Origin of the sequence: Pantoea sp. ACRSB (assembly GCF_022346905.1) — a bacterium.
GTDB lineage: Bacteria > Pseudomonadota > Gammaproteobacteria > Enterobacterales > Enterobacteriaceae > Pantoea > Pantoea piersonii.
Map to the genome: position 1 here is coordinate 244,288 of NZ_JAKRNL010000003.1, position 25,981 is coordinate 270,268.

18 protein-coding genes, 1 tRNA gene and 2 pseudogenes are annotated in these 25,981 nt (G+C 49.5%); 13 read left to right on the top strand and 8 right to left on the bottom strand.

The genetic code is table 11. From position 1 onward, the window contains the following. The first annotated feature begins 99 nt into the window (after positions 1-99). From MHZ89_RS11985 to MHZ89_RS12000, 4 genes and pseudogenes are all read left to right on the top strand, one after another. Positions 100-861: pseudogene (locus tag MHZ89_RS11985) on the top strand (N-acetylmuramoyl-L-alanine amidase). Positions 862-892: 31 nt separating this feature from the next. After that, positions 893-1,645, top strand: a complete 753-nt coding sequence (locus tag MHZ89_RS11990; RefSeq protein ID WP_311783178.1) for a hypothetical protein — start codon at positions 893-895, stop codon at positions 1,643-1,645. 169 nt (positions 1,646-1,814) lie between these two features. Then, the gene (locus MHZ89_RS11995) at positions 1,815-2,885 is read left to right on the top strand and encodes a glycosyl hydrolase family 18 protein (RefSeq protein ID WP_311783179.1); all 1,071 of its coding nucleotides are present in this window, start codon (positions 1,815-1,817) and stop codon (positions 2,883-2,885) included. A gap of 180 nt (positions 2,886-3,065) precedes the next feature. After that, positions 3,066-3,980, top strand: a complete 915-nt coding sequence (locus tag MHZ89_RS12000) for an N-acetylmuramoyl-L-alanine amidase (protein ID WP_409373266.1) — start codon at positions 3,066-3,068, stop codon at positions 3,978-3,980. 383 nt (positions 3,981-4,363) lie between these two features. Here MHZ89_RS12000 and MHZ89_RS12005 read toward each other — a convergent pair whose 3' ends face one another. Both MHZ89_RS12005 and MHZ89_RS12010 read right to left on the bottom strand, forming a co-directional pair. Next, entirely contained in the window at positions 4,364-5,155 is a 792-nt protein-coding gene (locus MHZ89_RS12005; protein WP_311783180.1) for a MetQ/NlpA family ABC transporter substrate-binding protein, read from the bottom strand. 9 nt (positions 5,156-5,164) lie between these two features. Then, entirely contained in the window at positions 5,165-6,181 is a 1,017-nt protein-coding gene (locus MHZ89_RS12010; RefSeq protein WP_311783181.1) for an isopenicillin N synthase family oxygenase, read from the bottom strand. A gap of 496 nt (positions 6,182-6,677) precedes the next feature. Here MHZ89_RS12010 and dndB point away from each other — a divergent pair, with 496 nt between their 5' ends. The 4 genes from dndB to dndE are packed head-to-tail and all read left to right on the top strand — an operon-like array spanning position 6,678 to position 11,743. Further along, a complete protein-coding gene (dndB, locus tag MHZ89_RS12015) occupies positions 6,678-7,763 on the top strand; it encodes a DNA sulfur modification protein DndB (protein WP_311783182.1) in 1,086 nt (361 codons plus the stop codon). Continuing rightward, complete coding sequence (gene dndC, locus MHZ89_RS12020) at positions 7,760-9,394, top strand: DNA phosphorothioation system sulfurtransferase DndC (protein WP_311783183.1); 1,635 nt, start codon at positions 7,760-7,762, stop codon at positions 9,392-9,394. The genes dndB and dndC overlap by 4 nt, the downstream gene beginning before the upstream one ends. Continuing rightward, entirely contained in the window at positions 9,384-11,384 is a 2,001-nt protein-coding gene (gene dndD / locus MHZ89_RS12025; RefSeq protein WP_311783184.1) for a DNA sulfur modification protein DndD, read from the top strand. Before dndC ends, dndD begins: the two co-directional genes overlap by 11 nt. Further along, positions 11,384-11,743 carry a DNA sulfur modification protein DndE gene (gene dndE, locus MHZ89_RS12030; RefSeq protein ID WP_311783185.1) on the top strand — a complete coding sequence of 120 codons (360 nt, stop codon included), beginning with the start codon at positions 11,384-11,386 and terminating at the stop codon, positions 11,741-11,743. The genes dndD and dndE overlap by 1 nt, the downstream gene beginning before the upstream one ends. Positions 11,744-12,027: 284 nt before the next feature. On the opposite strand, the gene dptH is transcribed toward dndE, so the two are convergent. The 5 genes and pseudogenes from dptH to MHZ89_RS12055 all read right to left on the bottom strand — a co-directional run bounded on the left by dptH (position 12,028) and on the right by MHZ89_RS12055 (position 20,900). After that, on the bottom strand, positions 12,028-17,076 hold the full coding sequence (dptH, locus tag MHZ89_RS12035) for a DNA phosphorothioation-dependent restriction protein DptH (RefSeq protein WP_311783186.1): 5,049 nt from the start codon (positions 17,074-17,076) through the stop codon (positions 12,028-12,030). After that, complete coding sequence (gene dptG, locus MHZ89_RS12040; protein ID WP_311783187.1) at positions 17,057-18,412, bottom strand: DNA phosphorothioation-dependent restriction protein DptG; 1,356 nt, start codon at positions 18,410-18,412, stop codon at positions 17,057-17,059. Before dptG ends, dptH begins: the two co-directional genes overlap by 20 nt. Continuing rightward, positions 18,412-20,010 carry a DNA phosphorothioation-dependent restriction protein DptF gene (dptF, locus tag MHZ89_RS12045; protein WP_058675763.1) on the bottom strand — a complete coding sequence of 533 codons (1,599 nt, stop codon included), beginning with the start codon at positions 20,008-20,010 and terminating at the stop codon, positions 18,412-18,414. Before dptF ends, dptG begins: the two co-directional genes overlap by 1 nt. A 125-nt stretch (positions 20,011-20,135) precedes the next feature. Continuing rightward, positions 20,136-20,744, bottom strand: a pseudogene (locus MHZ89_RS12050) (tyrosine-type recombinase/integrase); the annotation flags it as partial. A gap of 71 nt (positions 20,745-20,815) precedes the next feature. Further along, a tRNA-Leu gene (locus MHZ89_RS12055) sits at positions 20,816-20,900 on the bottom strand. Between the two features lie 269 nt (positions 20,901-21,169). On the opposite strand from MHZ89_RS12055, the gene MHZ89_RS12060 reads away from it, so the two are divergent. Further along, positions 21,170-21,691 (top strand): DUF2501 domain-containing protein, encoded by a 522-nt coding sequence (locus MHZ89_RS12060; protein WP_311783188.1) that lies wholly within the window; start codon positions 21,170-21,172, stop codon positions 21,689-21,691. A 70-nt stretch (positions 21,692-21,761) separates the two neighbouring features. On the opposite strand, the gene MHZ89_RS12065 is transcribed toward MHZ89_RS12060, so the two are convergent. After that, positions 21,762-23,144 carry a PLP-dependent aminotransferase family protein gene (locus MHZ89_RS12065; protein WP_311783189.1) on the bottom strand — a complete coding sequence of 461 codons (1,383 nt, stop codon included), beginning with the start codon at positions 23,142-23,144 and terminating at the stop codon, positions 21,762-21,764. A gap of 95 nt (positions 23,145-23,239) precedes the next feature. Here MHZ89_RS12065 and MHZ89_RS12070 point away from each other — a divergent pair, with 95 nt between their 5' ends. From MHZ89_RS12070 to MHZ89_RS12085, 4 genes are all read left to right on the top strand, one after another. Beyond that, a complete protein-coding gene (locus MHZ89_RS12070) occupies positions 23,240-23,845 on the top strand; it encodes an NAD(P)H-dependent oxidoreductase (protein WP_311783190.1) in 606 nt (201 codons plus the stop codon). Between the two features lie 14 nt (positions 23,846-23,859). After that, complete coding sequence (locus MHZ89_RS12075) at positions 23,860-24,339, top strand: carboxymuconolactone decarboxylase family protein (RefSeq protein WP_311783191.1); 480 nt, start codon at positions 23,860-23,862, stop codon at positions 24,337-24,339. 95 nt (positions 24,340-24,434) lie between these two features. Then, positions 24,435-25,070 carry a hypothetical protein gene (locus MHZ89_RS12080; RefSeq protein WP_286870780.1) on the top strand — a complete coding sequence of 212 codons (636 nt, stop codon included), beginning with the start codon at positions 24,435-24,437 and terminating at the stop codon, positions 25,068-25,070. 48 nt (positions 25,071-25,118) lie between these two features. After that, positions 25,119-25,796, top strand: a complete 678-nt coding sequence (locus tag MHZ89_RS12085; protein WP_311783192.1) for a MarC family NAAT transporter — start codon at positions 25,119-25,121, stop codon at positions 25,794-25,796. Positions 25,797-25,981: the final 185 nt, after the last annotated feature.

The window sequence follows — 25,981 nt, forward strand, 5'->3', positions numbered from 1 at the left end:
AAATGGTTCACAGATCACAGTTCACTGCCTGTATCGGTAGCATATTCTTTAGACAGCCATCAAAAAAAGGACAGTTAACATATAAACAAAGGAGTTAACATGCAGATTGATTACAATAGTTACCGTTCAGTAAAGAGTTTTAATAGCCGCGTACGCTTCCTGGTGATGCATTATACTGCCCTTGATTTTACTGCGTCGGTCAGAGCATTAACTGGCCCGTCAGTCAGCGCCCATTATCTTGTTCCTGATCCTTCAGATAAAACATATATTGATGCAGGCTTTAAAGAGATGCGCGTTTTTAATCTGGTTGATGAAAGCGAACGCGCATGGCATGCCGGTACAAGTGCATGGGCTGGAAGAAGCAATCTTAATGATTCCTCTATTGGAATTGAAATAGTGAATCAGGCTAAGGAAGAGAACGGCGTATTTACTTTTCCGCCTTATCACCCGGCCCAGACAGAGGTGCTGATTGCGCTGGCGACCAATATTATACAGCGTCACCCTGACATTACACCTACCCATGTCGTGGGGCATAGCGATATTGCGCCAGGCAGAAAAATGGACCCAGGCTCTGCCTTCCCCTGAAAAGCGCTTTATACGGCTGGCGTTGGGGCGTGGTTTGATGACCAAACAAAAGACCGCTATATGGGAAAATTTCGCGGTGCGTTACCTGCGAAAGAGCAACTCGTGGAAATGTTCAAAAAGTATGGTTATGACACATCAGGAACCGATAATGAAAAGCAATATTCGCAATTAATCAGAGCCTTTCAGCTACATTTCCGACCATGCAATTACAGCGGTCAAATGGATATTGAAACAGCCGCCATTCTTTATGCGCTGGTAGAGAAATATAAAAATTGATATAGCTATTTATTACATACAGGTAAAGATTATGAATAGATTTATTCTTGGCGGCTGGAGCCAGTCACTGACGGCTAAACCGCTGGAAGAGTTTGATATCATGATGTACGGCATGGTCACTAATCTTGACGGATTAACAACAGGTACATCGTCTCGTCCTGGATGGAGCCCAGAAAGAAACAATAAACCAGAAAACCTCTCTGGCTTTAGCGGGAAGACCTTATGGGTGTATGGAGGAGGCGGATGCGCTCCTGAAGGGCGACCTGCAAATATCCAGGAAGCTCTGAGGATTGCAGAAGCGACCAAAAGCCGCGGCTGGGATGGCGTAGACTTTGACGACGAATGCAATATGAATATTGATTTGGTCATTGAAGCAATGGAACATTTGAAAAAATGCCAGAAAGAAACCAGCTTTGGTTTTACCGCAGGATATGCTTACAACCACCCTGAGACCAATAACGGCAACCTGTTAAACAAGAAAATAATAGCGCTTCACGCCTCAAATCAATGCAATCGCTTCATCCATTATTGCTATGGTGCTTCGATGTGGAGTAAAGAGGACATAATCAACAATGTAACGCCCGCGATTAAAAGATCTTTAGAACACGGCGTTGAAAACAAGAAATGCATTCTTGCGCTTACAACCCGAGGCATGACTGACTGGAACTTAAATTATTTCATCGATCAGGTGCTGGACTTTAATCTGGGAGGCATGTTCATCTGGAAGTATGAAGAGCTAACGAATGAGAGCCTTGCAACCATTAAGAGGCGGCTATGGAAATAAATGTGCAATCAACAGCCATATTCATCACAGTAAGACTTAAAAAAGCGCAGCACGCATAACCCTTCGCATGGTGCCGGTAATACAGCGCCAGCTTTATAAACGTTATCATGGATGAGAGATGGAAAATATAACCAGCAGGCGAGACTTTATCAAAAGGATGATCCTTATAATGTCTTCTACGATGGTTGTCAGCGCCTGTCGTTCAGAGAATGATGAAAAGCGCGATCCCCACGACTCAATGCTGAGCAACAGTATATGGCTACCTGACTGGCGTATGCAGCAATCTCTACGCTCAACGCTTGAAGCGTTACAATATGGCTGCGTCAAGAGTGCATCGCCCTTCTGGTATGAAATTGATAATGCCGGTACCTTGACAGTAAAACCAGGTTCTGACGGGCTGCATATTCCAGATAAAAAAACTATTGGCCTGTTGAAACAAAATCAAGCCCTGGTCACGCCGACCATTACGACGACGCTGATGCCAGACGCGTTTATTCAGCTTTTCAGCGATAACTCCCGCCAGTTAAGCCTGGCAAAGAGGATCACACAGGAAATTATCGAGAATGGCTATGATGGCATTGACCTGGATCTGGAAAATATTGCATTGACCACGGATAGCGCTGTAGCGAGGGAGGTCCGTAAAACCTATACCCGCTTCTGCCAGTCCCTCTCCTCTGAACTTACGCGCGTCAATAAACTGCTGACCATTACCGTTATGCCACGCTGGTCTGATCAATATGAGGTGTGGCGAAATAAGCTGATCCCTGCGGTTTATGATTACAAAGCGCTGTCCGCCGCCGCATCAATACTTCGCGTCATGGCGTATGATCAGCACGCGCCGAATACGCCGCCCGGTCCTGTAGCAGGTTTCGAGTGGGTAAAAAGTATATGCCACTGGACGCGCCAGAACGTCTACGCCACCGATCGGGTAGAGATTGGCATCCCTCTGTATGGACGTGACTGGGGCAAAGGAACAGTTAAAAGCGTACTGTTTGATAATGTCACAGCACTGCTCGAAAAATATCCGCAAAGCGTCGTGACCTACAGCGCCAATGAGAAGGAAGAGACGTTCTCCTATACTGACGCTCAAGGCGCGTCGCATACAGTCTGGTACAGCAGCGATCAAGCCGTGCAAGACAGACTGGCGCTGATTAAAACCTGTGGTTTCCGTGGCGCAGCCTTCTGGGCCGCGTCTTATGAAAGCCCTGATTTATGGCGAACGCTCAGCGAGTTAGCTTAGGTCGCATAAACCTTTTTGCAAAAAAACGTCACCTGCGCTGATAATAAATTTTTCAGGGCTTATATAGTGCTGTAGCGCCCTTATTTCAAAATAATAACTCTGGGAGAATTTTAATAAAAGTCTCTTAACAGCGCGTGGCGGGCAGCCACGTTTCATTCATTTACAGGGAGTTCATATTTAGTGCAGAACTATAATCCTTTATCTCATTTAACATCACTTTACAAGTTAACGTTAACGGCCATTTTAGCTTTAATATTATCAGGCTGCGCATCGCGCCCGTCCATTATAAAGGAGCATGATGGCTATTATGTCAGCCACGACTTCACCTCCGCAGGACAAAACGAACGAATACGCTTTCTTGTTATTCATTACACAGCGCTGGATGATCGTCAGTCACTTAAAACACTGACAGAGGATCAGGTAAGTGCCCATTACCTGATTGCCGCAGAACCCGCATTCATAAAGGGAAAACCGGTCGTGCTGCAACTGGTTGACGAAAACAAGCGCGCATGGCATGCCGGCGTCAGTAACTGGAACGGCAGATCTAACCTGAATGACTCATCGATAGGTATTGAAATCGTTAATGCGGGGTTTACCGACAATATGTTGGGGCAACGTACCTGGTATCCCTATAAGGAAAAACAAATCGCCGCGCTCACCGCTCTGGCGAAGGATATCATCCGCCGCTACCAGATTACCCCTGATAACGTGCTCGGACATAGCGATATCGCGCCTTTACGTAAGCAGGATCCTGGCAAGCTGTTTCCCTGGGAACGTCTGGCGGCATCAGGTATTGGCGCATGGCCCGATCGGCAAACGGTAATCCGCTATCTTGCTGGTCGTTCCCCGAACGCACCGGCTGAAGTCAGCGTTATTCAGGCGCTGCTTAAGCAGTATGGATATGATCACATTCCTCAAAACGGCGTGCTTGACGAGGATACGCAAAAAACCCTTAGCGCATTTCAGATGCATTTCCGACCCAGTGATATTAGCGGGCATGCCGATGCGGAAACCGAAGCGATTGCGCGAGCGCTGGTTGATAAATATCGCCATGACGCCGTACCGGCTTTGGCACCTGAGCACAGTACAGGCTAAACAAGCTGGCACATCTGGCGCAGGTAAGGTCGTTAGAGATAATTTTCAGGGAAAATACGTATGAAAAAGCTTATGCCTTTAGCGCTGATTGTTTTCGAGCTTTCAGCCTGCAGTTACGATAACTACAAAATAACCCCGCCACCGCAAAACCAAGAGCGTACCATGCCGGATATTTTCCAGTCAGTCACGCCGGCTCAGCAGCGGGCCATTATGTCTGGCGAGCGGCCTGACTGGACAGAGACGCCGCCGGTCAAAGTGCCGCATCGTTGAAAGGGTGAACCCGCTCCGCGGACGGCGATACGGATAGACAGCGCTATCGTACCGCAACCGCATGGATAGCAGGAAAACGGGACGCGGTTCCCTCCCGCTTTATCGCGGCCCGGTTACGGATTTACCGGGATCACCGAGCCGTGGTACTGCTGCTCGATAAACTTCGCCACCTGCGGCGAGGCGAGATCTTTCGCCAGCGCTTTAATGCGCGGATCGTTCGCCAGCTTCGGCGTAGTCACCAGCACGTTGGCGTAAGGGTTGCCCTGCGCTTTCTCCAGTGCCAGCGCGTCCTTCGACGGCGTCAGGCCCGCCTGCAGCGCGTAGTTGCCGTTGATCACCGCGAACTGCACGTCATCCAGCGCGCGCGGCAGCTGCGGCGACTCGATCTCGACGATCTTCAGGTGATGCGGGTTGCTGCTGATATCCGCCGGCGTCGCCAGGTTGTTGATGGCGTCGTTCTTGCCCGCCTTCAGGATAATCAGCCCGTTGGCCTGCAGCAGGTAGAGCGCGCGGCTCAGGTTGGTGACGTTGTTCGGCACCGCTACCTGCGCACCGTCCGGGATAGCCTTCAGGGATTTCACCTTGCGCGAGTAGAGCCCCAGCGGCTCGATATGCACCGTCGCCGCCACGTCGAACGTCTCGCCCAGCGCCTTCTCCTGATCGCGCAGGTACGGCACATGCTGGAAGTAGTTGGCGTCGACGTCGCCGCGCGCCAGCAGCTCGTTGGCGTTGAGGTTGCCGTTGAGTTCGATCACCTGCAGATCGAGGTCAGGATCGATCTTCTTCACGTAGTTGAGGATCTCGCTGTGCGGCACCGGATCCGCCGCCACGCGCAGCACCGCCGCCGAACTGGCGCCCGAGAAGAGCGCCGCCAGCGCCAGAGTCGCTACCATCTTCTTTTTCATGCAATGTCCTTATGAAAGTGTCTTGAGATAATCGCCGTAATAGCGCTGCGCCACATCGCGGTGCGAGCGTAAACGTCCTTTAAGGTAGTTCCAGCCCACGTCGCGGATCAGCGGATTGGCGGGATCGCTGGTCGGCCCCAGCGCTTCCGCCGCCAGCGCGTCGGGCAGCTGGTAGATCGGCACCTGGGTGTCGAGCTGCGCGCCGAGGAAAAAGGCGATGGAGATGCGCTCCTGTCCTTCTGGCGGCGAGAGCACGCGGTGCACGGTGGCGCGCAGATAGCCGTTGGTCGCCAGCTCCAGCAGCTCGCCGATATTCACCACGAACGCGCCCGGCTTCGGCGCGGCATCGACCCAGTTTCCCGGCGTCACTTCCACCTGTAGCCCGCGCTGCTCGTCCTGCAGCAGGAAGGTGAGAAAGCCGGAGTCTTTATGCGCGCCGACGCCCTGCTGGCTTTCCTCGGCGCTCTGTCCGGGATAGCGGATCAGCTTGACGTGCTCGTTGGGATAGCGGCCGTAGAGCGCGTCGAAGGCGTCCTCCGGCAGCGACAGCGAACGGGCGAAGGCGCGCAGCAGGCGCAGCGCCACGTTGGTCATCTCCTGCTGCCAGCCGTTGATCACCGGGCGCAGCTGCGGCAGCGCTTCCGGCCAGAGGTTCGGTCCCTGCAGACGCTTCCACGCCGCATCATCCGGCTGCAGCAGCAGCGGCTCGCGATCCGCGCCGATATCGAATTGCTCGCGCTGGTCTCGCTGCTCGCGGGTGTACTCCACGCCCGCCAGGTTGTAGCCGCGGAAGTGCGGCGAGTGGATCATCGAGACGCGCAGCTTCTCTTCCTGCGGCAGATCGAAAAAGGCGCGCGTAATGCTTTGCACGTTCTGCTGCAGTTGCGGGTTGATGCCGTGGTTGATGAGGTAGAAAAAGCCCACGTCGCGTGCGCTTTCGCGTAGGCGGGAGAGAAATTTGGTTTGTTCGGTTTCGCTGCCGGCAAGTTGCGCCAGATCCAGCACCGGTAAGCTTGTCCAGGTCATTGTGCGTTTTCCAGAGAGGATGCCCGGATTTACCCTCGCACTAATAAAACGCATCGGGAAATAGTGAAGCGCTATATGTTATCGCAAGGGGTTTTTAGAAGAAGTTGGGGAAAGGGTATGCGGGAAAGAGATTAGGAGAAATTTAACATCATTTAAAATTTCCTTCCTTACATTAACACAGAGGTTTCTCACCAGATAACATCGATTCCAAATTAAAGACTTATGATTAAAATGCATTCATCTTACTGATTAACATAAATAAATTTCAAGATACCAGTTACGCAATTTTTGCTTTACTTGAGGTATAGGTGCTTTTTGAGAGGCTTCAAAACTCTTTATAACCCTTGAATTTGAAGAATTTTTTTCATTTTCTAGAACGAATTGACTTCAAAATGGAATCTAGTACGCAAATTTTCACGTCAAAAGACTGTAAATCCGCACAGGTATTACGTAAAATATCACGTATCTTTTGAATGAAATTTGCACGGATTACATTATGGCTAGTATTGATGCGGATTACTGCTACTCGTTCCCGGCTATACGTGGCATTCAGGCAGGGCGTCCTTTTTATATCGCTACCTGCCCAATGCGCATCATCCCTAAGATATTCAGTTTTGATGAAAATGACGTTCCTCCAGAGCTACGTGCACAGCGCACCTTGAACAAATCGCGCATTCCCGAAATGGTAAGGTACTTGCTTGAAAACCCTAAAGATTATGTTTTCTCCGCATTAACAGCGTCCATCGCGGTTGACGTTCAGTTTGATGAATTTCCGGGGTCTAACAATCTGGGGACACTATCCGTTCCGATGGATGCACAGATTTTGATCAATGATGGTCAGCATCGTCGTAAGGCGATTGAAGACGCTTTGGAAGCTCGTCCGGAACTTGGGCAGGATAACATTCCAGTGCTGTTTTTTGTTGATGAGGGATTAAAACGCAGTCAGCAAATGTTTGCCGATCTGAACAAATACGCAATACGCCCTAGTCCTTCACTGTCATCACTGTACGATCACCGTGACGCTAGCTCCAGCCTGGCGCGTTATCTGGCTATGTCCGTTGAACCGTTTATTGGGATGACTGAGCTTGAAAAATCTGGTATCAGCCAACGTTCCAACAAATTGTTTACTTTGAGTAGCATCAAGCAGGCAACTCGTGCACTACTGGGAAAAGAACCAAAAGAAGAAAATTTTGAAGAGTGCACTCAACTCGCAACAAATTACTGGAAAGCTATTTTTAACGTCATGCCAGACTGGCAGCTAGCCGCTAAAAAAGAGGTGTCACCTGTTCAGCTACGCCAGGATTACGTGCATGCTCACGGTATTGCTTTGCAGGCGCTCGGACAACTAGGGCATTGCCTGCTGGCAAATTATCCAGAGCACTGGCCAGAGAAAATCGCTGCCCTCAAAACCTTTAACTGGCGCAGAAACAATCCAGATTTGATAAAGCGCGCAATGCAGCACGGTAAGCTGAGTAAAACCAGTTCCGCAATCCAACTTACGTGCAATGCATTAAAGACCGCGCTTTCAATTCCCCTCACTCCTGAAGAACAGGAGCTTGAAACTCAAATGGTTACCTTATGAGTAAATTAGTTCAGGCCTTCGATCTGGCTGAATATGAAGATTTTATTAATCAGGAACAGTTCGTTGGACGTCCCTTAGCCGAATATGTTGCTGAAGTACAAAGAATTTACTGCGCAGATAAGCGTCCGTGGGTGATTGGCTACAGTGGAGGGAAAGATTCTTCCGCCGTGATCACGCTGGTGTATCTGGCATTACTCGGCTTACCCCCGGCAATGCGCAATAAAAATGTTTTTTTGGTCTCATCCGATACGTTGGTTGAAACTCCAGTAGTTGTGGATTTGATTAAGAAAACAATGCTTCAGATCGAGGCGGGTGCAAAGCGTAACGGCCTGCCAATAACTCAACATGCAGTAACGCCCAAAACCAACGAAACCTTCTGGGTAAATTTGCTCGGAAAAGGTTATCCAGCCCCAACCCGTAGCTTCCGTTGGTGTACTGAACGTATGAAGATCAACCCGGTTAGTGACTTTATTAAAGATAAGGTCAGCCAGTTTGATGAAGTCATTGTGGTTCTCGGTTCACGTAGCAGCGAAAGTGCCTCCCGTGCTCAAGTAATTGCAAAACACAAAATCGATGGCTCGCGCCTGGCCCGGCATACCACACTAGCAAACGCATTTATCTATACCCCTATTGATACATGGGATGTAGAAGACGTCTGGAAGCTACTGCGCGGCGCGTTCCGCTATGCCCCTGAAGATATCAACGAGTGGGAAAGCCCGTGGGGGGGAAACAACCGCCCTCTATGGACGCTTTATTTGGATTCTTCTGCACAAGGCGAATGCCCACTTGTTATCGATGAAAGTACCCCGTCATGCGGAAATTCTCGTTTTGGCTGCTGGACTTGTACAGTTGTCACTAAAGATAAAGCGATGGAAAGTCTGATTAAAAGTGGAGAAGAATGGATGTCTCCGCTGTTGAAATATCGCGACCTGTTAGCCTTTACCACCGACCCGGTGAATAAAGACACTTATCGTAATTACAAACGTCGTACAGGCAAAGTGAGTTATCAGTACGCTAAAGAAAGTGATGAACCAGGCGCTGAGCGTAAGCATGTTCCAGGTCCTTACTGGCTAAAATACCGTCAGGAGTGGTTGAGAGAGTTGTTGAAGATTGAGCGTGATTTGAATGCTCAAGGTCATACTATTACGTTGATTACCGAGCCGGAGCTACATGCGATTCGTCAGGAGTGGCTGAAAGATCCTAATGAACCAGACTGGTATGACACACTGCCTGGTATTTACCGTGAAGTGTATCAGCGGGATTTAGACTGGGTGGTTGACGATCAGTCCCGCTTTGATGCCAGTGATGCAGATTTGTTGATACAGATAGCTCAGGGATTTGACGTTGCACCCGAGATGGTCATGAAGCTGATTGAACTGGAAGTGTCAATGGAAGGGCTAAGCCGTCGTCAGGGGATTTTTGACAAACTCGGTACCATTCTAAAACAGGACTGGGGTAGTCTCGAAGAGATCCAGCAGCAACAAGCAGCACTACAAAAACGTAACGACCGGGATATTCACCAGGAAGAAGTCACCAGACTGGAAGCTGAACTTCAGGTTCTACAGCGAAGAATTGTCGATGCCAGTGAATCCTCTGTTTTAGTCGAGGAGGAAAACGAACGTGCTCATTAAACAACTAGTGTTACATAATTTTCGGGTATTTAACGGTACTCATACCATTGATCTGGCCCCCAGAAAGCGCCCACACGATTTGAATCCACGACCTATTGTACTGTTTGGTGGTTTAAACGGTGCAGGGAAAACGTCGATCCTATCAGCGATCCGTCTAGCACTATATGGTCGGCTGGCGTTTGGCCTTGCCACTCAACAACAGGAATATGTCGAGCAACTTAGTTCGTTAATTCACAACGGTGCGTACGATATTGAACAACCTGAGGAAGCCGCTGTCGAATTGACCTTTACCTATAATAAGGGCGGCCATGAAGCGGAATTTACCGTTACGCGAACCTGGAAAAAAGGTAAGAAAGATCGCCTATCTCTGCAACAGGATGGACAGCCACTCAGTGAGCTGGATTACGATCAGTGCCAGGGGTTTCTTAATGAATTAATCCCGCATGGCATTGCCGATCTGTTCTTTTTTGATGGCGAGAAAATTGCGGAGCTGGCGGAAGATGAATCCGGCAATATTTTGCGTACCGCAGTGCGCCGTTTATTAGGTCTGGATCTGATATCCAAACTGCGTAATGACTTAATGATTTTTGTTAAGCGCCAGCAAGCCAGCCAGTTGGTGGGTTCTCAACAACAGCAGATTGCAGAGCTTGAAAAACAAAGTAAAGAATTGGCCTGCCAGACTGAAGAGATACTGGAAAGAGCCGATTTTGCCAAATCGCGGATTGAGTTTATTTCTAAAGATATCATCCGTTATGAAGGTTTGCTAAATGCTCAGGGGGGGGCTTTTGCCCAGACAAAAGCGCAGGAAAAGCAGAAAGTTGATGCGTTATTGAAAGATAAGGAACGTCTGGAAAAAGCACTGCGTCAGGAATGTGATGGGCCGCTACCTTATGCGCTTGCGCCCACTATTTTGTCTCGTTTACTGCAACAAATTACTGATGAAACGCAGATTAAACAGGCAAAAAGCTTTGAAAAAGAGCTGAGCCAGTTTTTAACGCAACTCAGAAATGATATTGCATTTCGTTCTGAGGGAACTGGCAAAATAGCAGCTGAAGCGATTACCGATAATCTAAAAGAGTATATGGCAACTAAGCCTAAAGGCGATTTGCTGTTTGATATCTCTGAACGTGAAGCCGGTATGCTCCAACAGTCGATTGAACAAGACAGCAAAAAGGCATGGCAACGCTTCGATCTTTACCGTACCCAGTTATCAGAGACTGAACAGCAGTTAGAGCAGGCTGCTGCAAATATTGCCCGCGCCCCGGAAGACGACCAGTTAATGGAGCTCTTTGAGAAGCTACGCGAACTGGATAAGCAACGTGAAAAACAGCGGCAAAAATATCTTTCATTGCTGGAAGATGCTAAACGAATTAAGCAACAGCAACTGGATTGCGTTCGTCAGGTACAAAAAATGCATGATGTTGCCCGAAGTCAGCATGGCTTGAGTAGCGCCTTTAAAAACGCTCAAGAAACGATTAATTTACTCGATCGATACAGTGATGTATTAACGCAGGCAAGAGTGAAAACACTGTCAGCGAATTTCGAAATAGCCTATCGCAAACTGGCCCGTAAAGAAGATTTACAACTTAGTGCGCACATTAACCCAGAGACGTTTGACGTAGAGCTGATTGATGAACAAGGATCCGTCATAAAACGTAAGCTGCTTTCTGCCGGTGAAAAGCAAATTTATGCAATTGCTATTCTTGAGGCTTTAGCAAAAACCTCAGGCCGTGATTTACCGGTGATTATCGATACGCCATTAGGACGTCTGGATTCTCAGCATCGGGATAAACTGATTAACCACTATTTCCCGTTTGCCAGCCATCAGGTAGTGCTGCTATCTACTGATACGGAAGTGGATGAGCGTTATTTTGTTGATCAATTGCGTGATGATATCTCTCATGCTTATGAGATTGTGTTTAATGCACATACCAAATCGTCTGCACTGAAACCTGGCTATTTCTGGGAATTAACTAAGGAGGCGATCTGATGCTCCCGAATCGAATGGTGCTTAGTCGTCAGACTGAAGAGCAGCTTAAAAAATTGAAAGGATATACAGGGATTACGCCCAATGTCGCTGCTCGACTGGCATTTTTCCGTTCGCTAGAGAGCGAGTTCCGTTATTCGCCTGAGCGGGATACCAAGAAGCTGGATGGCTCGCTGGTACTGGATAAAATTACGTGGCTGGGGGAGACATTACAGACTACAGAATTGGTATTGAAGATGCTTTATCCACAGATGACGCAGAAGGATATGATTAAAGCCTGGGCAGCACATGTTGAGGATGGGATTGCGGGGTTAAGAAACTATCGCTCTGTAAAAGATTTTGTATATGGAGTATACAAATAATGGAAAATAATAAGTCGATATTCACCCCATCTTTGCTAACAAAGCATGAAAATGGCACACTAACAACGGTAATCTGTATTAGTCGCGACTTGATCTGACATATGGTAATCCCCCCGAAAAATCGATGCAGGCATAAGTAGAATTTTCTCCTAACCTGAATGCAGGGGGGATTACCAGTGCATATAACAACATCAAAGGATTATGAGGGGCCCTTTAGTCCCCTCGCCGCCAGCACGAAATTAACTAAATTTTTCAGAAAGCTAAGATCCATAGACCTACCAGGCTCAACCCTTAGAATTGTTCAGGCGGGATAACATGGAGGAAACCTTCACTTTCTTAACACTCATCTTCAACTGACCGTTATCCAAATGGTAGCCAACTGATAAACACTGTCCTTTGGATAGGTCTCCTAGTTGCTTTTCCCACTCAGCCTGCTTTGTACCTGGCATGCTCAGTTCAAGAATTTTCGCGTACGTCTTTGTCTCTGTTTTTGCTGGTGCAAAAATCAGCTTGTGACACGCCTGGAATAAACGATCTTGCTCATCTTTACGCAGCATACTTAGCGTTTGAGTCGCCAGAATTAGGGATACCCCAAACTTGCGTCCTTCCGTTAACATTTTGCCCAATGGGCTCTCCAAGCGATGATCGAGGTTCTGCACTTCATCCAATACAATAGGAATCGGTTTTTCCTTACTACCGTAACTACATGCGTAGGAGTATAGATCCCAAAGTAAAAACTCAGTACAAAGCATTGAAATATCGTGGTTAAGCGACGCAAGTTGCATAATTGTTGAGCGGTGATATTCACTCTCAAACACATCATTCCAACTTTTATCACTGTCAGATGAAAACAAGTTAGACTTAACAAGAGGAGCCAGCTTGCTTGCAAGTGCTGGTCCTGCAGTTTCTTCCTCGTTTAGGTCATCCAACATATTCTGTAAGCTATAAGCACTACCATATCGTTGGACACCAGATTCAATCACTTCATTGAGCACTGCGATCTGGCGCTCGCCAATTGTCGAATATACCTTGTTAAAAACAGAGGCTACCCTTCCAGCCACCATATGAGGCTTCTCTTCGAGAAAAATCCCGCCAAAATCTTGCTTTTGAGCTCTAAATGGCGACATACCAAATGGCTCATTACAAAGAATATTGGATTTAGGATTTGTTCGTTCAATAAACTCCGGCTCAAGGTGATTCGGCAAGAATCCGTTTGTATAATCAATCACCAGCGACCGAATTTGAGCATCGGCCAAGCTCATCAACAAACCTTGTATACAGTAGGTCTTACCCTGCCCTGAGCTACCGAAAATGATCAGGTGACGGTTTGCTAAATCCTTGTGCCCGTACTCCCAGAAAACTTTTTCGCCGGTAAGCGTATTCTGACCAATTTCAACTCGGCATTCACTCGCATAATCTGGGGTTGGCTCTGCAGCTAACTTTGACGGCTCCTCTGTTTGGAGGTTCGGTTTTAAATCCTCTGGCTTATCGACCACAACGTCTAATGGAACGAGCGACTCTCTTTTTTTCAAAGCTGTCTGCCCCACCAACATATACTCCGCCGGCACATGGCAGATCTGTGCGATGTCCTTTTCGTTCATTAATACTTGAAGCGGGTGTTGCACCAGTGAAGGCAGCAAAGACATAGGAAGGTCAACCTTCAACACGCCATCCTGCATGTTATAGCCAGGTTCGAAACAGCTTCCGCTTTCAAGGTGGCTAACCACTAGACCTGCTGGATAGTTCTCAAGCTCCGCAATCGCGTAGTTACCGCGTAGCCACTCTTCTTTCTCTGCCAGCAGGGCTTCGAAATAGTCATTGCTGAATACGTTGTACAGACGGTATTTGTCGATTTGCATCAACACTTGGCGGATAAACAAGCCTCGGTATAGCTTCGACGCCAGTGTCTCGTCGCTCAAAAGCTCTGTTAGATAGCGGCGAAGCTCATTCGCTTGCTGTACTGCTTTTTTGTAGTCTGGCGTGGAGCCTGCTTTCACTTCGACAGGAAGCAAATAAAGGTTACCCTCTTTAAAGCCCACCAGCAGTATATCATCTGAAATCGCGCCTTTTTTATATCTCTGCACATTGCGTGAGAAGTCACTGTCGGTCATTTTCAGGCCGATGTTACCCGACACGCGGATCATTTCACCAACTGAGAGCGGAACCCAGGTGATATCAGATTGGTGCACCAGACACGTCGCAAATTTATAGGCGCCGATAATGCCAGTTCGCTCTTTGCGAATGGTGTCGTTGCAAGTCAACATCTTCAGTAGCCAATCACCATTGAAGGCATTGAACTCGTTAATCTGCTTGCCGCCACTTTGTGCAACCACCCTTTCGAACAAACCACGCTGTGCCGTCACGGTTATCGCATCGTAGCTGGCTGAGCTGGTGTACTGATCAGAATAATGAATAAGCACGATACATTGATTGGCGTGGAAGAAGTCTAGCGTCACTTTCGGGTCGATGATGGTGGTCCAAATCGAGCTGTCATAAGAGCGCGCTAGCAGAGATTTAAAGTCTTCACTGACCGCAAGAGCAGGAGCATTGGCCCCCGTGTATTGTGTGCTGGGCTTAAATGCTGGTTCTATTAACGAGCCAACATACTTCGCTATTTCCAAGTGTGGTTGGTTACTATATTGAACGTTTTGCAAACCAAATGCAGTGAAGTATGAGCCTTCATCACTTTTAGAAGCGTCGCCCGTCAGCAGACCATCACACGCAATACCACTAGGCATGTCGTCAACGCTCAAGGTCGTTAACTTCACGTTGTCGTTGTTTCTGAAAAAAGACAGGTGCGAGTAGGCTTGCCCTTCGCGTTCACTTTGAGCATTGGTAAACTTGCTGTAAGTTAGCCGGGTTCGCAGAATATCGATAATGGTGTCGGCATTTTCTCGCACTTTCTCTCGGTCCAATTCCAACCAAGACTTTAATTCTTCGTAATTGAACGTTTCTGCAAACTGGTCAAATGCATTGAAAACCAGCTCATCATCGTAGAGGTTGACATGAATTGATGCCGCTTTATCGAGGTTATCTTTTACATAGTCAACCAAACCGAGGAATAACTCTTCTGCACGATCTTGATTCACGGCATTCACCAACACACTCTTCTCTGAGCCGGTAAACAAGTGGCGAAACGCTTTTTGGAACTCGTTGATCTTTTCTTTAACCAGCTTGCGAACGAACTTCAGACAACTTTTCTGGTGAGGGACACTTTTAACCCAAAACCCGTTTTCTGTTACTTGCTGGTTGTAGGCAAACCCATGCTTGGGATGATAGACATACGGAAGCAGTCCACTTGGCCCCAAGCGATTGAACGTGACAGTTGGCAAGTCAGCAAAGCTGTCATCTTTTTGCATTTCATTACAAAGATTTAAGTAGTAAGCCAACACCATTGGGTGGAATGGCGAGTAATATTCTTCACCATTCTCGCGAACCAAACCGATTTGCATCACAAGCTTTTGCTCTTTGGTAAGCATGCCACCAGTTGGGATCGCGTTGAAATAATCAAGGAATGCATCCACGGTCGCTTTCACGAGTGCCGTAAATATAGGCCCCCACGAAACCAACGAAATAGTTGTTCGTCGGCTCGCTAGATAGTCAAACAGTGCTTGGTATGCTGAGTGAAGACCGTCATCAATAGACCTTAACTGTTCCAACGCCATGCTGTTGGATTCCGCTAGGTAGACTTGCTTTTGCTGAACGAAACACTCTTCCCAACGAAGTAGGCTAATGCGCGGCTCCATGACGCGAAATTCACTATGATCGATCGCGACAACGTCTTTACTCGGATAAAGCTCGCCAAACACGTGATCGTCAAACAATTTGTGGAAGCGAGATTGGTTAAGCAGCAATGGGAAGGACAGGCTGCTTTCTACCTGTTCACCCTCAATATAAAATGTCAGGGAATTATCACCTGATTTCACCACAAAGCTGATTTCTTCTGACTCGTTGGCCAAAGATTCAAAATCGACAACACCAAATTCTGCGCGGTCAACCACTTCACCGACATCATCTAGGCTTCGGTTTGCAGTTAGCGCCGGGTTAATAACCAAGCTGTTGTCTACCGTTTTCAAGGTAAGGCGTTTTTTTGAAGGCTCAACGGCGAAAATGTTTTTGAATGCCTCGAGGTGAAACTCGCCTTTTCTGACAACCAAGCAACGGAAGTTATGGTGTTCAGAGGTATTGTCACGCTTCAATGCTAGCGTGAAAAACAAAGGCTCATTGGCATAACTAGCTGCTAGAGTAGCGTTTGCCCCTTTACTAGTTAGGCGCGTGCTGATGACTTCTTGTTTGCCAAGTGCATTCGCTGGCGAGACTTTAAACTGCTCTTTTCTTAAATCGCTGATGCCAGAAAAGCTCAGTTTAAGTTCAAACTCACTTTGCCCTTCTTCCAGTGCAATAATCAAGTGACGGTCACGCAATCCTGCTTTAGTTTCTTTTGGGTAGCGACCAATCACTTGCGCATTATTGGTCTCGTCTTCACCTTCATGCTTAAGGTTCTGAATCTTATTCCTTTTGATCTCTTCTCGATAAGTTTCAAACTCCACATCTTTCCAACCATCGTCAGAAAAATGTTCTTTGATAAACCTACTACTAAAGCCTTTCAGCCTTTCTTCGAGTTGCTGACCAAAATGCTCTACTTCAAACGACAACTCTTGGTAAAGCGTACGGTTTTCTTCTAGGCGCTGTTTGATCTGTTTTTTATTGCCCGATAACTCAGCAACAAAAGGATCCTCAAACATGCCTAGCTCTCTGAAACACAGCTCGCCATCCTCAACTGCCTTGTATAAAGACTCGAAACCGAACATGGTCGCACCATCTTCCAAAATCGCGTCAAATTGGTCGTCCAAAAGGCAAAGCGAAACGTCTCGAGATTTGTCAGATTGCTCAATAAAGCCACTAAGAGCGAATTTGATTTTCCCTGGACTCCACACCTGGCCAGACTGGCCAAGATCTTCCGCCGAGTTGATGAGAGTATCTAGGCGACTATTGTGAATCACCACCAGTGCACAGCCCTTCAACGGACCTTCCTGGCTTGCTATTTCGTCACGCAAATTAGAGATGTAGTTTTCGGTAAAGCCCGTTTCACACGCATCTTCGCTATGAAGCACTGGCACCACTTTGCAGTCTTCTAGGTCTAAATAGCTCAGCGCTACACCATTGCGAGCTTCGCTCTCTCCTCCTTTTCGCGCTAAGAGCGCATCGAAAAGTCGCTGACTATTAGCATGGTCAGGAGAGTTAAACTGGTAGCGATAGCCTGCGCGGATGTTTCCTTTCGCGTGCAGTAAAAACTGCTCAACCAGAAACGATTCAAATTGTTTTGCGCACATACACTGCATCTCCACTATCACTCATGCGTTCAACGTTGCCAATTCGCTCATAGAACTTAATAAGCTCTTGTTCTGTCTGCTTATCAACAAAAATCCCCCTTTGCTGTAAGCCAATTATCAGCTCATGGAAGCGAAGCTTTTCTTCCTTACCCACCACCAGGTTAGTAAGCAAAATAATGTGGTCTTGAGTGAGTACTAACACCCGACCAGAGCGACCACGAGCTTGCACGAAACCAGTAGCCATGTTTTCTTCAACCGCTTTAATATATTTTTTGATAGTCCCCGGACGGTCGGTTTTAGGGTCTCTGAACTGTTCTTCAGCAAGCTTCAAAGCATATTCCAACCAATCAATTGCGGTTTCTGCTTTTTCAGGTATTGCTGTTTCAAGTTTTCTGTTGTGGCGAAACATTTTTGCGTAATTTTCAATATACCCAGCTAGATCACTCCGCTCTGAACTCTTAATATCCTTTGCCAATTGCCACAAAGGTTTTTTTAATTTTTCTGGGTTTGGTTGAAGATTTTCCAGCATAGAGAGGAAGGGAAACAGCTTGAAAGACGATTCGCTAAAAAGCTTGTAACCGTGCTTTTTGATATGGATACGTTCACTGCTGGCGCGCTCATGATCCATGATGAAATACAGCGGTTTCGCGGTTGGGGCTTCACCTGTTTTCCAATCCGACAAAGATAGGCTTAATTGAGCCGTATAAGCAAAGCCATAGAATGCCAAGAAACGCTCGAACTCATCCAACAGGTATTTCGGATAACCAGTTAAAAACTCGAGGTCACGTTTAAACGCCTCTGCTATATAGGGCAAATATGGTGACTCGGTCACTTGGAAGTCCTTGTCACGATCTGACTTTGTTTTGTCTAAAAGCGTTTTAAGAAACTCCTCTTCGAGGAAGTTCAAGTTAGATTCAAATCGTTCAATTTGCTGTCCTTGAAGTAAGTTAATAAACAAGGATGCCATTCGCATGTCGCGCGTGTACTTGTTATCTTGACTCTTCTGGCTCTTAAACAACAGAAACTCAGGGGTTACCGAGAATATATTTTCATTAGTGAAATACATATCTTCAATTACACTCCAAAATTCCTCTTCACCCAATTTGTTTTGTAAGTTGTTTTTGCAATCCGCAGTAAAATCTTGGTAATTGTACTTTTCTATTTTTTTACAAAGTAATCCACGCAGGACTAAGCCCACGACTGATGACCAGTCAAAATCATTGCCTTGCGTACGAATGGGAATGTAACTGCTCAACGTATTCTTATTTTGGAACTTATCAGCTACCGTTTGTGGCAAACCGGCCTTTATCGGTAATGTGAAATTATCGGTCGTCATTAGTGCATACCACTCACTTCAAAATAGTCACTTTCTTCTTTCACGATTTTGTAGCGCTTATCACCCTTGAGAATAAAAAAGGTCTCTTTTTGCTTAGCTACTGTCAGCATCTGTTCCAATGCTTCATCAAGTAACAAAACAGCATTTTTGTCGTGCTTGTTAGGGCGATACCCCTGCCCAATCTTGACCAAAAGCTCAAGTAGTTTGACGCTAATTGGCATTGGCTTAAGCGATTGTTCATCGACTTTCAGATACACATTGAAGGTGCCTATTTTTTCGAGTGTACTGTTTTGTATTGCTGAAAAATCGGCCTTAACTTCAAGAGACACCGCCGTTTTGTAGCCATTAAGCTCAGAAACTAAATACTCGTCTTTGTCGAGTGTTGGGGCATGACGATTACAATAGCGGTGAAGCGCTGCGATCAGCGTTTCTTTGTAGAAACTGCCAAGCAGTTTGCGCATCTTTCCTGAACCATCGAAATCACGATGTCGCATCCAGACAGATGCATAGGTTTCTACCAGATTGTTTGTGAACTCGTTTTGGATAGGCGTTACAAACTCATTGCTGAGCTCTTTGTCACCCCGAAGCAAATAGAAAAGGCGAAGAAAAGACGTTGCTTTGGTTACCTCGTAAAAACCAAGCTCGTTAATTTTAGATCTAAACGCATTGAAACGCTCATCTTCAATGCCCAGCTCATGCTGAAGCACAAACTCATCGACGGTGCGCGTGTGCAGATTACTTGGGTCAAAACCCTGTATACGGGATAACAGCTCGTTATCACTGCCTGCAAACAAGTTGTCGAACAAGTAGCCATCCGCCGCGAGCAACTGGAAAATGAAATCCAGTAACGCTCGGGCCGTGAGGAACTGATCTTTGATAAGACGGGCTTTGAGTAATAAGCCGATCAGAGATTCCTGAACTGAAGGGCGACTCAGCAGCGCATAGTTTGCCGTCAGGCGAGTATGACCTAGAGATTTGAGCTCTTTGTCATAAAGCGCATAGAAAGGATTCTCAAGCGTTTGTGCTGTCAATCTTTTTAGAAATTTTTCTGCAAAGTCTGATGCACAGCCCTCAGCATTGAAGGTGAATTTTGGATAGTCTTCAAAATCCAAGAATACGTACTGCTTTGGAATTGCTGATCGCTTACGAGAGAGAAAGTCTCTGAGCACCTTTTTGATGTCGCTATGCTCTTTGGAACCTTCTTCTGCATAATTGCCGAGCATACCAACGTTAATACCCACAACAAGTGGTTTATGACTTTGCTTGAACTGGGTGAATCTTTGATCAAGAGCTTGAATGGCTGTCTGGCTTGGATTGAAGCTGTGAGTCGCATCCAAATGGAAGTCATGAGTCACTTTGTGCTTTTGGCTGTACTGCGTCAAGATCTCAGACTTGCCATCACCACTACTTCCGCATAGGAAGATGACTTGATTGGACTTAGCAGATAGGAGTGCTTTTTTAAAATCCGCTTCTATATCTGTCGTGATGTATATGTATCTCTTGAATCCAACGAGGTGATCTTGATAGTGCTCTCTCTCGGTACTGACCGCATACGGTGAAGACTTTGAGAGAATGCTGAGAGCTTGTGCAAATTTCAACGGTCATATTCCTTGAAATAATCAATAGGTTAAATATTACTAAAAAATGCACTGTATTACTGTGATTTCAATACGAATATAGAGTGTCATCATAATGGACAAAAATCGATGAAAGAGACTGTAATTTAAATTGTGTATCTGCCTGTTTTTGATATGTTCCTCCTGTGACCTGCTCCCCGGTTGATCTTCGCATAGTCAAACGGCGTAATCCCTTTCTCCCGGTTCGCATCCAGAAAATCAGCCCACCACTGCAGCATCAGTCTGCGCTCATCCAGATGCTCGGCCTTATGAATATAAGCCGCACGCACAGAGTTACGCTCCATATGGCTCATTTGCCGTTCCACTGCATCCCTCGACCACAATCCAGACTCAATCAATGAACTACAGGCCATTGTCCTGAAACCATGCCCACAAACCTCTACCTTTGTGTCATAACCCATAACGCGCAGGGCCTTGTTCACCGTGTTTTCACTCATCGGTTTGCGATGGTCGTGATCGCCAATGAAAACAAAATCGCGATCGCCACTAAGTTTGTGAACGTGTTTAAGGATTGCTAACGCTTGATGGGAAAGCGGCATAAGTTGAGGCGTACGCATTTTGAGGCACGCTGCAAATGCTTACCCTTCAATAAGTTCTCGCTCGGCTGGAATCGTCCGGATAGATGTTTCAAAATCGATCCCAAGTCAACGAGCAAAGAGCAGTTCGCTGGAGCGGATGAAGACAAGAAGATATAACGGGAATGATGGTTACATACTAAATTCCAGACACAAAAAAAGCCGCCCATAAGCGACTTCTTTCTTTTCCGTGGTGCCGAAGGCCGGACTCGAACCGGCACGTATTTCTACGGTTGATTTTGAATCAACTGCGTCTACCGATTTCGCCACTCCGGCACGGAAGGGATGCGGAAAACGTTGAGGATTATACCCTTACCCACCAGCCGCGCAACCGGAATCACCTTCCCTGCGCGCTAAACGTCCAAAAAAGCGCCATACCTCCTTTCGCCCCGCCCCGCACCCGCACGCCCCAGCCCTTCCCCTACAGAATCCTCCGATTCCACCCTTCTCGCCTCCCGCACTCGGAACTTTCCCACCTCAGATTCCTCTTAGCAAAACTGGCGCAGCAACTCACCGCGCGCAGGTTGAACATTAACGAGGGTAAAATGAATAAAACCACGCTAAGCACGATTTTGGGGATGGGGTTCAGCGCGCTGCTGCTGGCAGGCAGCGCATCGGCGGCAAGCTGGCAGGATCAGCTGAGCAGCGCGGCGTCGCAGCTCAGCCAGCAGAACAACAGCAACACCAGCGCGACCAACAGCACCGCGCAGAACGGCGGACTCTCGCTCGGCTCGCTGACGGGTCTGCTGAACGGCGGCGATAAGGCGGTCAGCGCCAACAGCATGACCAACGCCGCAGGCGTGATGCAGTACTGCGTGCAGCACAACGTAGTCGATAACAACGTGAAGTCGGTGAAAGAGCAGGTGCTGGACAAGCTCGGTTTGAGCACCCAGACGGCGCAGACGCAGAACACCGACTATCAGCAGGGTATCGCCGGCCTGCTTAACACCGGCAACGGTCAGCAGCTGAATCTTCAGAGCCTGAGCAACTCGCCGATGGGCGAGAAGCTGAAAACCAAAGCCTGCGACGTCGTACTGAAGCAGGGCAAAAAATACATCGGCATGTAATCCGCCGCTGTACAGGCGCGAGCTGTCCCTCGCGCCTCTCTTTCCGCGCAACGGCCTTCTAAACCGTTGATCACGCCATCGCCCTTCTCGTCTCCTCTTCCACGCCTTGCAGCAGCGCCAGCGCCTGCTCATAGGATCGAATATTGGTATAGCCAATCACCAGTCCGTAGCGCTTCTGCGTCTGCATATACCAGCCGGAGAGCGGCAGTACGCGCAGCTGATGACGCTGCCACACCTCTGCCAGCGCCACGTCCTGAATGCCGCGCCGCAGAAAGGCGACGATATGCATGCCGCCGTCGGTCAGCTCATACTCAAACAGATCCGGGAAGCAGGCCTGCAATGCGTCGAGCATCATGCGTCGCCGCTGCTGGTAGAGAATGCGCATCTTTTTAATATGCCGATAAAAGTGCCCTTCGCTGAGAAACTGCGCGAGGATTTTCTGCGGCAGCAGCGGCAGCCCGTTCTCCAGAATCTCGCCCAGCTCGCGAAAGCGCGCCAGCGTCGCCTGTGGCATCACCAGATAGCCGATGCGCATCGCAGGCATAATGGTTTTACTGAAGGTGCCGGTATAGATCACCCGGTCGTGCGTATCGAGGCTTTTTAACGCCGGGATCACCTTGCGCGTGTAGTGAAACTCCCCGTCATAGTCATCCTCAATGATCCAGCTGTTGTTCTCCTGCGCCCACGCCAGCAGCTGATGCTTGCGCGGCAGTGACAGCGTGACCGCCAGCGGGCTCTGATGGGTTGGCGTCACCACCGCAAAGCGCGCATCGGCGTGATAGCGCAGCAGATGATCGACGTTGATCCCTTTGCGATCGACCGGCACGTAGTGCAGGTTCGGCGCGATCCGCTTCAGCAGCTTCTGCCCGAAGAAGTAGCCGGGATCTTCAAATAGCACCTTGTCGCCCGCCTGCGCCAGCACCGCCAGAATCAGCCGCAGGTTGGCGCGGTAGCCGCTGGTGATAAAGATCTGCTCCGGCTGGCAGTCGAGCCCGCGTGAAATGTTGAGATAGCTGGCAATGGCCTCGCGCAGCGGCAGATAGCCCATCACCGGCGGGATCAGCATCTCGTCCGGGCGCAGGCTGCGCGCCGCTTTACCGGCGATCAGCAGCCACTTCTTCAGCGGAAAGGCGTCCAGCGACGGAATGCCGAGCCGCATCTCGCCCTTGTTCTCCCGCTGCTCAATGCGCAGCGGCAGGTCGCTCTCCTCTGGCTGCCACGCTGGCTCCTCTTTCGTGACAACCGTAAGCGCCGGATTGACGCGCGTGCCCCTGGCGCCCTGGCTGACGAAGTAGCCTTCGCCTACAAGGATCTCATAGGCGGTCTCTACCGTTTTGCGCGCGACGCGCAGCTCGCTGGCCAGCACGCGGATCGCCGGCACGCGGTCGCCCGGCTTCAGCACGCCAGCCTGGATCTGCTGGCGATAGCGCGCGTAAATCTCTCTGTAGCCCACCGCTATGTCCTACCTGTTTTCACGTTTTATGGCCCTTTTTACTCTGACATAGAAGCTTATCATGCCTCCATTGTTTAGCCGCGAAAGAGTCACTTATGAAGCTACTGCATATCAAAGTCAGCCCCGATATCAGCGGATCCGCGTCGCGCGCTGCCTCGGCGCATCTGGTCGAGCGGCTGCGCGCCCACCATCCGCAACTGGAAGAGACGGTGCTGGATCTGGCGCAGCATCCGCTGCCGCATCTGGACGCCTTTACCATCGGCGCCTTTTTTACGCCGCCGGAGGCGCGCACCGGTGCCCAGCGCAGCGCTATCGAAACTTCGGAAAAGCTGGTGGATCAGCTGTTCGCCTGCGACACGCTGGTGATCTCGTCGCCGATGTGGAACCTCGGCCTGCCTTCGGTGCTGAAGGCCTGGTTCGATCATATTACCCGCGCCGGCCGCACCTTCGCCTTTACCTCTGACGGCAGCAAAGTCGGGCTGGTCCAGGGCAAAAAGGTCTACAGCGTGGTCGCCAGCGGCAGCGTCTTCGCCCACGGCCCCTTTATGCAGGATGACCAGTTCACGCCCTACGTGCGCGTCGCGCTCGCCTACATCGGTATTGAGGATGTGGAATTTATCCGCGTCGACGGCACGCACGATCCCGTCAGCCGCGCCACTGCGCTGCCCCATGCGTTAAACACTATCAACTCACTGTTCTGAAAGAGGAAAACATCATGACATCACGCGTTAACCATTTTAAAACCGTTCCGGCGCTGGCCAAAACTCTGGGCGATGTCTCAATGGCGTTACGCAAAACCACGCTGGATGCCACGCTGAAGCATCTGGTGGATATCCGCGCCTCGCAGATGAATCACTGCGCGTTCTGCCTCGATATGCACGTAAAAGAGGCGAAGCTGCACGGCGAGCGCGAGCTGCGTCTGCATCACGTCGCCATCTGGCGCGAGTCGCCGCTGTTTAGCGCGCGTGAGAAGGCGGCGCTGGCGCTGACCGAGGCCCTGACGCGCATCGGCGAGCAGGGCGTCAGCGAGGCGCTCTACGGCGAGCTGCGCGAGCACTTCTCCGAGGTGGAGATCAGCGAGCTGGCCTTTACCATCGCGGTGATCAACAGCTGGAACCGCCTGCAGATCCTGTCGCAGATGGCGCCGGGCGCGCTCGACAGCGCCTACGGGCTGGATCGCGCTGAATTACATTAATTTTTAATGCCAGCAGCACAGGCTGCTGGCCTCCCCATGTTTTTCTGCGCGCCCTGAGGCTATAGTGAGGTTTTGCACTCCAAAGGACAGCACGCATGAAAGGCATCAACATTGCGATTTACTTCGATCCCGATCTCATTTTCGCGACCGTGCATCAGCCGGACGGCAGCTATCTGAGCAAAAACTTTCAGTACGACGATGCGGTTATTGAAGAGATCTACCAGTGGCTGGAACAGTTCACGCCGAATCGCACCCATATCTGCCTGCTTGAGCACGACACCGCCGATATCCTCGCCGACGAACTGGTGGATAACGGCTATCACGTTCATCGCGTCAGCACCCATCTGATGCTGGAGTGGTTTACCTCCTCGCCGCCCGCCACGCCGGACGGCACGCCGGTGCGCGCGCTGCTACGCTATCTGGAAGAGGAGAAGCCGGAAGAGTATGTGTCGCGCACGCCGCAGATTGAGGCGCTGCTCGATATGTTCGACGATCTCGACGCGCTGGAAGAGGTGGAAGAGGAAGACGACGAAGACAGCCTGCCGGATGACGTGCTGCGCCTGGTGAAGCAGAAGAAGATCACCGCGCTCGCCGCTGCGCAGAGCCTGATCCCGGAGCTAAGCGAACGCATTCGCGAGCACCTGATGCGCTATCCGGAGCTGATGACGCCCGAGCTGCTGGAAGATTTTTTCCCGGAGCTGCTGGAAGCGATGGAGCGCCCCAAACACTAACCCTTCCTGGAAACTGCGCGCCTGTTCGCGCCATGAAAGAGGACGCTTATGCAGGCGTTATTTGAAGCCATTGGACTCGGGCTGATCGTGCTGCTGCCGCTCGCCAACCCGCTCACCACCGTGGCGCTGTTCCTCGGGCTGGCGGGCGAGATGAACTTCAGCGAGCGCAACCGTCAGGCGCTTCAGGCTTCCATCTATGTTTTCGCCATTATGATGGTGGCCTGGTACGCGGGCAATGCGGTGCTTAACACCTTCGGCATCTCCATTCCCGGCCTGCGCATCGCGGGCGGGCTGATCGTCGCCTTTATCGGCTTTCGCATGCTGTTTCCCGCGCAGCCGGTCGGCCATTCGGTAGAGGCGCAGCACAAGCAGGATGAGCTGGAGAACAGCACTATCCGGCAGGAGCCGGTCAATATCGCCTTTGTGCCGCTGGCGATGCCGAGCACCGCCGGTCCCGGCACCATCGCGATGATTATCAGCTCCGCCTCAACGGTGAAAAGCGGCGTCGATTTTCCCGCGTGGGTGATTGCCGTAGCGCCGCCGCTTACCTTTCTGCTGGTAGCGCTGATCCTGTGGGTCGCGCTGCGCAGTTCAGGCAGCATTATGAAGCTGGTGGGGAAAGGCGGTATTGAGGCGATTTCGCGCCTGATGGGCTTTTTGCTGGTCTGTATGGGCGTGCAGTTTGTGATTAACGGCGTGCTGGAAGTGGGACATAACTTCCATTAAGGCCAATGTCGAAGAGCGCACGTCGGGCAGTCAAAATCTTCTATCAGACGGCTAACAAACTTGATACGCGGGTGACATGGCCCGAAGAGCAAAGCGTCCCGCGACAGGGATGTCGCGGGCCGAGCGGGCAAGGATGCGTAAAGCGCCTTTGCGATCGGGCCTTGTCACCCGCGTCTGCACATAAC